This window comes from Polaromonas sp., assembly GCF_039930745.1.
Classification (GTDB): domain Bacteria; phylum Pseudomonadota; class Gammaproteobacteria; order Burkholderiales; family Burkholderiaceae_C; genus Polaromonas.
Window position 1 is genome coordinate 1 of sequence record NZ_JBDTTH010000142.1, and the last position, 6,337, is coordinate 6,337.

6 protein-coding genes are annotated in these 6,337 nt (G+C 60.3%); 4 read left to right on the forward strand and 2 right to left on the reverse strand.

What is annotated here, in order from left to right:
- Positions 1 to 195: 195 nt before the first annotated feature.
- From ABI660_RS22400 to ABI660_RS22410, 3 genes are read left to right on the forward strand one after another with little or no spacing between them, the layout of a single operon-like run.
- A complete protein-coding gene (locus tag ABI660_RS22400; RefSeq protein WP_348072310.1) occupies positions 196 to 426 on the forward strand; it encodes an ATP-binding protein in 231 nt (76 codons plus the stop codon).
- On the forward strand, positions 413 to 1,708 hold the full coding sequence (locus tag ABI660_RS22405; RefSeq protein WP_348072302.1) for an ATP-binding protein: 1,296 nt from the start codon (positions 413 to 415) through the stop codon (positions 1,706 to 1,708). Before ABI660_RS22400 ends, ABI660_RS22405 begins: the two co-directional genes overlap by 14 nt.
- A complete protein-coding gene (locus ABI660_RS22410; RefSeq protein ID WP_348072304.1) occupies positions 1,705 to 1,830 on the forward strand; it encodes a hypothetical protein in 126 nt (41 codons plus the stop codon). The genes ABI660_RS22405 and ABI660_RS22410 overlap by 4 nt, the downstream gene beginning before the upstream one ends.
- Here the strand turns inward: ABI660_RS22410 and ABI660_RS22415 are convergent.
- Together ABI660_RS22415 and ABI660_RS22420 are read right to left on the reverse strand one after the other, a co-directional pair.
- Positions 1,824 to 3,770, reverse strand: coding sequence for an ATP-binding protein (locus ABI660_RS22415; RefSeq protein ID WP_348072306.1), 1,947 nt, complete (start codon positions 3,768 to 3,770; stop codon positions 1,824 to 1,826). The two genes, ABI660_RS22410 and ABI660_RS22415, sit on opposite strands and share 7 nt — an antisense overlap.
- Before the next feature lie 188 nt (positions 3,771 to 3,958).
- A complete protein-coding gene (locus tag ABI660_RS22420) occupies positions 3,959 to 5,053 on the reverse strand; it encodes a substrate-binding domain-containing protein (RefSeq protein ID WP_348072312.1) in 1,095 nt (364 codons plus the stop codon).
- A 536-nt stretch (positions 5,054 to 5,589) separates the two neighbouring features.
- Between ABI660_RS22420 and ABI660_RS22425 the strand changes: the two genes are divergently transcribed.
- The coding region (locus tag ABI660_RS22425) for an FAD-binding protein (protein WP_348072308.1) at positions 5,590 to 6,337 on the forward strand (748 nt) is incomplete at its 3' end.

Here is a 6,337-nt window from a genome sequence, read left to right on the forward strand (position 1 = left end):
CACTACCTGTGTTGGCGCACCGGCATGATGGACCGCTGGGAATGCGCGGCCTTTGCCGAGTGGCTGAAAAAGTCGGTTGCGTAGCCCCGTCACCGGTCGTGTGCAGCATTTTTGCCGCTTTGCGGTATGCTTAAGTGAGCGGAATCTCCCGTGCGTTGGCAGAGGAGCTGCAAGGCATGCTTGATGAGCTAGGGCATTTTCAAGGATGAAGGCCAGGGCATAGCCCTCGCCAACCTGACAAGCATTTTCTCGCAGGGCTTCACGACCCGCAAGGAAGGGCATAGTTTCGGCCTGCACAGTTGCGCGCTGGCCGCCAACGAAATGGGCGACAAACTCCACGCCCACAGCGAGGGGCCTGGACGGGGCGCAACCTTCACGCTTGAGCTTCCAATCACTACAGGGCAGGCCGAACATGAACCCCATTGACAACCGGCGTATTCTGCTGATCGACGACATGCCGGCCATCCATGAGGATTTCCGCAAGATCCTCATGCCAAAACCAGCGGCATACGCCCTGGACCAAGTTGAGGCGGCCCTGTTCGGTGAACTTGCTCAACCGTCCAGCGTCGGCTACGAGCTGGACTCTGCCTACCAGGGCCATGAAGGCGTGGCCCTGGTGGAGGCATCGGTCAAGGCCGACCAGCCCTATGCCATGGCCTTCGTGGACATGCGCATGCCGCCGGGCTGGGACGGCGTGGAGACCATCGAGCGGCTCTGGCGCATCGACCCGCAGGTGCAGGTCGTGATCTGCACGGCCTACTCCGACCATGCCTGGGAGGACGTGCTGGTGCGGCTGGACGTGCAGGACCGCCTGCTGTTCCTGAAAAAGCCGTTCGACATGATCGAGGTCAGCCAACTGGCCAGGACGCTGACGACCAAATGGACGCTGGCGCGGCAGGCGGCGTCGCAGATGAAAACCCTGGAGGAGGCCATGCACGATCTAAAGGCGAACGAAGCGGCCCTGCGCCAGTCCAACACGGAGCTCGAAGCCTTCTCGTATTCGGTTGCACATGACTTGCGTTCTCCCCTGAACTCCATTGATGGCTTCAGTCACTTGCTACAAAAGTCGGTCAGTGGAGATACCGCGGAACGTTCAAGGCATTACCTGAGCCGCATACTGGCAGGTGTACAGCAGATGGAAGAACTCACAGCCGGTCTGCTGTCGCTGGCCCAGGTGTCCCGCACCAGCCTGAAGACCGAGACGGTCGATCTGGCGGCGATGGCCCAGCGGGTGCTGGATGACTGCCGGGAGCGAGACGCCGGGCGGGACGTGAAATTCCATGTGGAAAGCGACCTGGTCGTCATCGGTGACCGCGCGCTGCTGCGCCAGATGATGGAAAACCTGCTCGCGAATGCCTGGAAATTCACAATGCATACCGCGGCCCCGGAGATCTGGTTCGGAAAACTGCAGAACGACAGCGAGACCACCATTTACTTCATCCGCGACAACGGCGCGGGTTTTGACATGGCTTATTCGGGCAAACTGTTTGGTACTTTTCAGCGCCTGCATTCGCCGGGTGAGTTTGCCGGAACAGGCATCGGCCTGGCGACCGCTCACCGGATTATTACCCGCCACGCCGGCCGCATCTGGGCCGAAGGCGCGGTCGGGCAAGGTGCCACATTTTTCTTCACACTCCCTCTGACCGCCCCGCAAAACCCGCTCCGAGAAAGCCGGATCGACTCATCAAACAACATGGAAAAACCATGAGCGAGCCGCAAAACCGGCGTATTTTTCTGATTGACGACATGCGTTCGATCCATGAGTACCTTCGCAAGATCCACCATGTCGCCAACCAGCAAGATGTGCCGATTAGGGAACGTGCTCATTGAGTGCCCTCCGCCGTATTGATCGGCAATTCCAGCGTGAAAGTAGCGCCCCGACCGGGCCCATCGCTGTGAGCCGTGAGGGTGCCGCCCATCTCCTTGACCGCCAGAACGCAACTGTGCAGCCCGAAACCATGGCCGTTCTTGCGCGTGGTGAAGCCATGCGCAAAGAGCCGCCCCAGGTTCTCCGGCGCTATGCCTTCGCCGTTGTCCTCGACGCGGATTCGCAAGCTGCGTTGACCAGCAAGGTCTGCAATATCCACCCGTAGTGCGATCTGGGGCAGGCGGTCGGCAACGCCGTCCATGGCCTGCTTTGCATTGCCGATCAGATTCACCAGAATCTGCAGCAACCGCGGCTTGTCCAGCATCAGCAAAGGCACCTCGGCAAAGTCCTTGACCACGGTGACCTTGTGCCGCGTCAGGGCACCGGCATTCACGCGCAGGGCATCTTCCAGCACGTCCTTCACCTGCAGCGCCTCGACCAGACTGGAAGTGCCTGCATAGGATTGCTGGGTGGCAACGATATCCTTGATGTGGTCTACACTCCTGGTCAAAGACGCGAGTTCGCCGACCACACTCTGTTGCTCCGCCGCCAGTGCCGCAACCAGTTTGTTCAGATAGCCCGGCAGCAGCTTTCCTTTCTCGTCGCGGGTCAGGTAGTCACCGAGATCCGTCGCGTTCTCGTTCATCAAATCGACCGCCTTTGCCAGCCCCAGAGCTTTGGAGTCGCGCATCCTGGTGGCAATCAATCCCGCAGAGACGTTGACGCTGTTGAGCACGTTGCCGACGTTGTGCAAAACATTGGTGGCGATTTCGGCCTTGCCGGCCAGCCGCGCTGCGGAGACCAATTTGGCCTGGGTCTTGACCAATTGCGCTTGCGCTTGTTGTAATTTTTCAATCAACGATTGTTGCTCCACCATCAGGCTGCGCAGATGCTGCTCCGCGCCCAAGCGCACTACAACCTCATCCTGCAACAGGGTATTTTTCTGCGCCAAGCGCTCTTGCGCCGCGTTCAATTCAGCCGTTCGCGCTTCTAGTTGCTGGCGGTCCTGCAGAAACTGGCCCACGGCAAGCGCCATATCACCAATCTCATCGTCCTGCTGCAGGCGCGTCAAATCCGGCACCCCGTCAACCGTGCCTCGCCGGAGTTGGCGGCTGACCTCGTGCAGGCGGGTCAGCACGTGGCGCCCCATGAACACGCGCACGACAAGCCAAGTAAACAACAGGCTACCACCCAGCATGGTAAGCACCCAGCGCTGTGTGCGGTTGGACACCGCAACCAGGCTTTGCACAGCTTCCCGATAATCACGTGTGAAAGCATCCGATTGCGCCTGAGCAGCCGCGACCAATGCCCCGGCCTGGCTTCGCAGTTCGCCATGGAAACGCAGAATCACTTCGCGTTCATTGATGAGATTCATCCGTACCGAGAACAAATCGCGCGCATCTGGATCGATGGCGTCGGCTCGCCGTGATTGCAGCGCCGCAAGATCAGCCCTCACGGCGTCCGGCAAACGCCCGGCCGCCCGGGCCTGGCGCACAAACCGGGTTTGCAGCTGCTGTATTTCCTCGCGCTGCTTTGCGCTTTGCAGGGCATACAACAAAACAGCCAGTGTCAGGCTCTCTTGCGTGCCGACCGCCTGCAACTGCAGGGCCCGCTCCTGCAAGGTTTGCGCGAACCCGATCTCCGTTTGCAAGGCGCTATCCCGCAACTGCGCCACGACGTTGGCGGTATTGCGGAACAATTGGCTGGACTGGTGCAAGTCGAGCACGGCGACATCATTATTGGCGGTGGCCAGGCGCTCCACCAGTTGGTCGAGTGACTCCAGTTGCTGGGCGATCTGCGTGTAACTGCTGCGCAGCGTGTCGAACGACGGCGTCGTCAGGAGCTGATCGGTTTCTGTTTTAATCAGCAAGGTGTGGCGCACCATGTCCTGCGCATCCTGCATGCGCAGCAGCCGTTCTTCCGCCAGCTGGCCGGTGGCGCTGTTGGATGTACGCAAAGCGTAGATGGCGGTCAAACCGCTCGCCATGATCAACAGGGCCAGGGCTGACAGAGCGAGGGAAAATTGCCCGCGCAATGACTTGGGCAATAGCCGCTGAGCTATGACGACCCAAGTCTGTCTCACGCCTGGTCCTAGGGTTTCCAGATACGGCGGTAGATGTCCCGGTAGCCATTGGCGGGGTCGTACTGGAATTTGTCTCCGCCATCAAAGGCAATGTTGGCGGCATTGACCAGGTGCACCGGCGCCACAAAGCCGCTCACCGACCGGTGCGCCAGGAGCCGATTCAATTCGTCGATGACCTGCCACCCGTGCTGCTTGAGCGGCTCGGCCACGGTGCCCGTTTGGTAGGTCTTGGCCTTAATGCGCAGAAAAGCGGCAGCGCTGCCATCGCCTGCGGACAACAAACTCAGCCCTTTGTTAGGCACACCGGCCTTGGTCAAGGTGGCGATGGCATAGTCGAAGTAGATATCGTTGATGGCCAGCGTATGCGTCCAGCGTTTGCCATAGCGGGCCAGCAGGTCTTTGGTTGCCGCAGGCATTTTCTCGCCGCTGTCCGATATGGCAAGGTCGCGCACTTCCAGCAGCGTGCATTCCTTGCAAGCCCGGATGACATCGGCCATTGCGTTGGCTTTGGCCATGGCGATACCGTATTTGGAGTCAGTCAGGATCACCACACCGGCATGGCCGTTGGATTGCGCCACGGCTGCCATGGCCGTAACGCGCGCCACCTCCAGCGGATCGGTGCTCACGTTCATGGCCACCGGGGTTCCAGCAATAGGCCCTGGTTTGGCCCCTGCATGCCAGCCCACGATGGGTACACCCTGGCTGGCAAAGGGTGCCAGCGCCGCATTGTTCTCCAGCGCGTCAGAGCCACACAGGATGAGGCCATCGGGCTTGGCGGCCAGCGCTTGTGCGAAGGCATTGGCTCGTCCGGCGGTCGAACCGCTTGCATCGAAAACTTTCAGTGTCCAGCCCATCACGGAGACCGCCTCGCGCGCGCCCTGTGCCACGCCGAGGATGCCGCCGTTGCGCAGATCTTCGGCCACCAAAGCAATAGTTTTTCCCGGCACTGCTGGCGGGCCGCTTTCAGGGCCGCTCCAGCGGACGGCGCGCAACGTCGCTTTGTCAATGATTTTTTGGGCGTGAAGCACGAACACCGGTGCAGTGGATGCCGGCGCTTTCGCTGGAGAAGCGGCTATAGACTGGCCATAGCCGACTGGCGCCATCAGGGCAGCGCAGCCGACCAGTAGCCAAGCCCGCAAAAACCCCCATGGGACTGAACCCGCACGCCACAGTCCGGTTGCCCTGTTGGCCATATGTGAAGGAACAACGTGGGAGGAGGGGGTCATGACGTTTCCTTGGTTGTCAACGCTGGGGTGACTGATGCAAATTGTGTCTGGCACAGGACGGTTTTCAGTATGGCGCAGTCCGCAGGTTCGCACAATGACCTTGCCCCTGAACAACGTACTCCATAGTTGATGGTAAAAATCATTATTGGAGAGTCATAAATGAGCAAGAGAAAAGACGGGCAAGCGCGTGGAAAATACACATTGGAATTCAAGAGGTTTATGGGCAGTGCCTCACAAAGCTGCAGCACTCACCTGACCGCATCCAATAACCCCCCGTGTTGCACTTGGATTTGAGACTACCTCTTATTCGACGGGCGCTTAAAGCTATTGAATTAATAGCATTCCGTTTTTCACGGCAAGCCACCATTTTCTTCACGCCGCGTACCAGCGCTTTGCTTTAAAGTGCCTTAATCATGAATGCCCCTTTGGCCCCTCAGCAGCAAGACCAGCTTGAACGCACCAAGCGGCAGGCCAGCGTCGTCGTCGCCCTGCAGGCCGTGCTACCCGGCCATGCGCTGCTATGGAACAAGGAAGACACCACGCCGTATGAATGCGACGGCCTGACCGCCTATCGCCAGCGCCCGCTGGTGGTGGCCCTGCCAGAGACCTATGAACAGGTGCAGGCCGTCCTCAAAACTTGCCAAGCGCTGCAGGTGCCGGTGGTGGCGCGCGGTGCAGGTACCGGCCTGTCCGGTGGTGCCATGCCGCACAAGCTGGGCGTCACCCTGTCGCTGGCCAAATTCAACAAAATCCTGAAGATGGACGCGGCCAGCCGCACCGCCGTGGTCCAGGGCGGTGTGCGCAACCTCGCCATCAGCGAAGCCGCTGCGCCCCTGGGCCTGTATTACGCGCCCGACCCATCCAGCCAGATCGCCTGCACCATAGGCGGCAACGTCGCCGAAAACTCGGGCGGCGTGCATTGCCTCAAATACGGCCTGACCCTGCACAACGTGCTCAAGGTCAAGGGCTTCACCGTGGAAGGTGAAGCGGTGGAATTCGGCAGCGATGCGCTGGATGGCGCCGGCTACGACCTGCTGCCCATCATCGTCGGAAGTGAGGGCATGCTCGCGGTCACGACCGAAGTGACGGTCAAGCTGGTGCCCAGGCCGGTGCTGGCGCGCTGCATCATGGCCAGCTTCGACGACCTGCGCAAGGCCGGCG

Excerpts from the sequence above, each read along its gene's own strand:
- ABI660_RS22405 (WP_348072302.1), top strand. The coding sequence starts at position 413 with ATGAACCCCATTGACAACCGGCGTATTCTGCTGATCGACGACATGCCG.
- ABI660_RS22410 (WP_348072304.1), top strand. The coding sequence starts at position 1,705 with ATGAGCGAGCCGCAAAACCGGCGTATTTTTCTGATTGACGACATGCGT.
- ABI660_RS22415 (WP_348072306.1), bottom strand. The coding sequence starts at position 3,770 with ATGCAGGATGCGCAGGACATGGTGCGCCACACCTTGCTGATTAAAACA.
- ABI660_RS22420 (WP_348072312.1), bottom strand. The coding sequence starts at position 5,053 with ATGGCGCCAGTCGGCTATGGCCAGTCTATAGCCGCTTCTCCAGCGAAA.